We start from the raw sequence: 1,616 nt of genomic DNA, 5'->3' as shown, positions 1-1,616 counted from the left end.
GCCCATCCACGTATCAAGACAAGAATCTGACGTCTGGCTCACAGAACTACCTTCCTAGAATCCACCCCCTACGTCCTCGTAGGGGGAAGTCGGCCGCCGGAGGGTGTCCGGTACCGGGCACCGGCGGGGATTCGGTCCACCCCGGGCGCCTCATCGAGCGCAAAGAAAAACCGCCGGCTGCGAACGCAGACCCGGCGGCAGAACTTCTACGTTCACCATCAATTCTACGGGCGGCCAGCCAGGGTGGGGTGCCTGTTGCGCGTGAATTGACTCACACACTGTCCGGGGCAACGTCGAAGTCGGCAAAACCATCCGCTCCGGGCGTCAGCCCCGATGCGTCCTCAAGGATCATGTCGACGGCCTTTTCCGCGATCATGATGGTGGGTGCCTGGGTGTTGGCACTGACCAGCCGGGGCATGATCGAGGAGTCAACGACCCGCAATCCCTCCAGCCCGTGGACCTTCAGCCGCGGGGAGACAACGGAATCGTCGGTGGTACCCATGGCGCAAGTGCCGACAGGGTGGTACGAGGTCCGTCCGTAGGAGCGGACGAAATTCACGTACTCGTCGCGGGTTGACACCCGGGAACCGTCGCCGATGTGCTCCTTCTGGATGAACGCCGCCATCGATGACTGCTCCATGATCTGCCGGCTCTGCTGCACCCCGGCGATCGTCATCTCCAGATCGTAGTCATCCGCCAGGAAATTCGGATCGATGAGCGGTGTCATTGTGGGATCCGAGGACGCGACGCGAACTGTCCCCCGGCTGCGGGGGCGCAGGAAGTACGAGTTGAGCGTCGCCCCGAATCCGGGCCGCAGCGACGCAATGCCCGGCTCCGACCTCGCCGCGGGCAGGAAGTGGAACTGCAGGTCCGGGGTCTTCTCATCTGTGTTGGCGTAGCTGAAGCCACCCGCCTCGACGAGGTTGGACGCGAACGGTCCCGAGCGGAAAGCCAAATACTCGAGGCCCGCCAGCATTGTCGCCGGGCGCACCCGATTGAACCGGTCCAGGCTGTGGTCATCGGTGAGTTCGTAAATGATGTCCAGGTCAAGGTGGTCCTGCAGGTTCTTCCCGACCCCGGGCAGGGCGTGGATCACGTCGATGCCGGCGGCAGCAAGGTCTGCCGGGTCGCCGATGCCTGAAAGCTGCAGCAACTTGGGCGAGCCAAACGCGCCGCTGGCGATCAGCACCTCGCGCCGGGCACCGTAGGTTCGCGCGACTCCGCCTTCAATCGCCTGGATGCCGACGGCGCGGCCATTCTTGATGACGACCTTGGAGACGGTCACGTTGACGCGGACAGTGAGATTGGGCCGCCTGCGCGCGGGTTTCAGATAGGCGACGGCTGCGCTGCACCGGCGCCCATTCCTGGTGGTGGTCTGGTAGAAGCCAACGCCGAGCTGCTTCGCCCCATTAAAATCGCTGTTGTAGGGCAGCCCGAACTCCTGGCCCGCCTGCACGAATGCCGCCGAGAGCGTGTGCGGACGCCGGAGGTCAGAGACGCCGAGCGGCCCTGTGGTTCCATGGTGGGGTCCTGAGAGCCTGGTGTTTGACTCCGAGCGAATGAAATACTTGGACACCTCGGCAGCGGACCAGCCCTCACATCCATAGTCCCCGGCC

The 1,616-nt window shown here is 64.1% G+C and carries 1 protein-coding gene; it reads right to left on the bottom strand.

Annotated features, from left to right (window positions below; genetic code table 11):
- Positions 1-271: 271 nt before the first annotated feature.
- The coding region (locus tag LQV45_RS30950) for a GMC family oxidoreductase (protein ID WP_290370371.1) at positions 272-1,616 on the bottom strand (1,345 nt) is incomplete at its 5' end.

The sequence above is a fragment of the Microbacterium sp. Bi128 genome, assembly GCF_918698205.1.
This window is presented reverse-complemented; position numbering and strand designations above follow the sequence as displayed.